Origin of the sequence: Microbacterium sp. H6 (genome assembly GCF_003314775.1) — a bacterium.
Classification (GTDB): domain Bacteria; phylum Actinomycetota; class Actinomycetes; order Actinomycetales; family Microbacteriaceae; genus Microbacterium; species Microbacterium oxydans.
Map to the genome: position 1 here is coordinate 839 of NZ_QOAY01000308.1, position 1,109 is coordinate 1,947.

The following is a 1,109-nucleotide window of genomic DNA, read 5'->3' on the forward strand; positions in this document are numbered from 1 at the left end:
CGGTCCTGGATCAGCTCGGGCGTCGTCCCCGGGGTGATCACCGCGAGAGCGCGCGTGAGGCCGAACCGAGCACGCAACTGCATCGACAGGTCGAGATCGAGCGAGTCCGGCGCCTCGATCGTGATCTTGACCAGCCCCTGCTCGAGCGCATCCTCCAGCATCCGGGCGATCTTGAAGCGCGAGAGACCGAGCTCTTCCGCGATCTCGATCTTCGTCCGCCCTTCGAGGTAATGCCGGCGTGCGACGTGCGAGATCCGCACCAGCTCATCGGGTCCCATGTCGCCTCTTCCTCTCACGCCGCCAAGTCCGATCAGCATATCCGGATCCGACCGTTTGCGCTCATCTGAGCACCTGGTTGTCTCATCCGTCACGCATGGCTAATGTCGGTCGAGCAATCACGACCGCGCGACTGCACACGCACCACGAGGAGCCCGATGAAGCGCACTGAACTGCCGACGACCATGCGTGCGAGCGTGCTGGTCCGAGCCGGCGAGCTGACGATCGAGACCCGCCCCGTGCCGGCCCCCGCCCCCGATCAGGTGATCGTCCGGGTGAACGCGGTCGGCATCTGCGGCTCCGACGTCCACTACTTCCACGAGGGACGCATCGGCGATTTCGTCGTGGAGGAGCCGCTCGTCCTCGGCCACGAAGCCGGAGGCACCATCGTCGCGGTCGGCGCCGACATCGACGACTCCCGCCTCGGCGAGCGCGTCTCCATCGAACCGCAGCGCCCGTGCCGGGTGTGCGAGTTCTGCCGGAGCGGCCGTTACAACCTCTGCCCGCAGATCGAGTTCTACGCCACCCCACCCATCGATGGCGCCTTCGCCGAGTACGTCGCGATCCAGGGCGACTTCGCCTACGCCGTGCCCGACTCCGTGAGCGACGACGCCGCGGCGCTCATGGAGCCGTTGTCCGTCGCCATCGCCGCCGTGCAGAAGGCGGGGGTGCGCCCGGGCAGCCGGGTGCTGATCACCGGGGCCGGCCCCATCGGCATCGTCACCGCGCAGACCGCACGGGCCTTCGGCGCCACCGAGATCGTGATCAGCGATCCGATGGCGGAACGCCGAGAGGTCGCCCTGCGCTTCGGCGCGACAGAGGCGGTCGACCCC

Annotated in this window: 1 protein-coding gene and 1 pseudogene; one reads left to right on the forward strand and one right to left on the reverse strand. The window is 68.3% G+C overall.

Annotated features, from left to right (window positions below; translation table 11 throughout):
- Positions 1 to 278: pseudogene (locus DSP71_RS22785) on the reverse strand (transcriptional regulator); the annotation flags it as partial.
- A 156-nt stretch (positions 279 to 434) separates the two neighbouring features.
- Between DSP71_RS22785 and DSP71_RS24485 the strand changes: the two are divergent.
- A partial coding sequence (locus DSP71_RS24485; protein ID WP_258546595.1) for an alcohol dehydrogenase catalytic domain-containing protein occupies positions 435 to 1,109 on the forward strand: 675 nt, incomplete at its 3' end.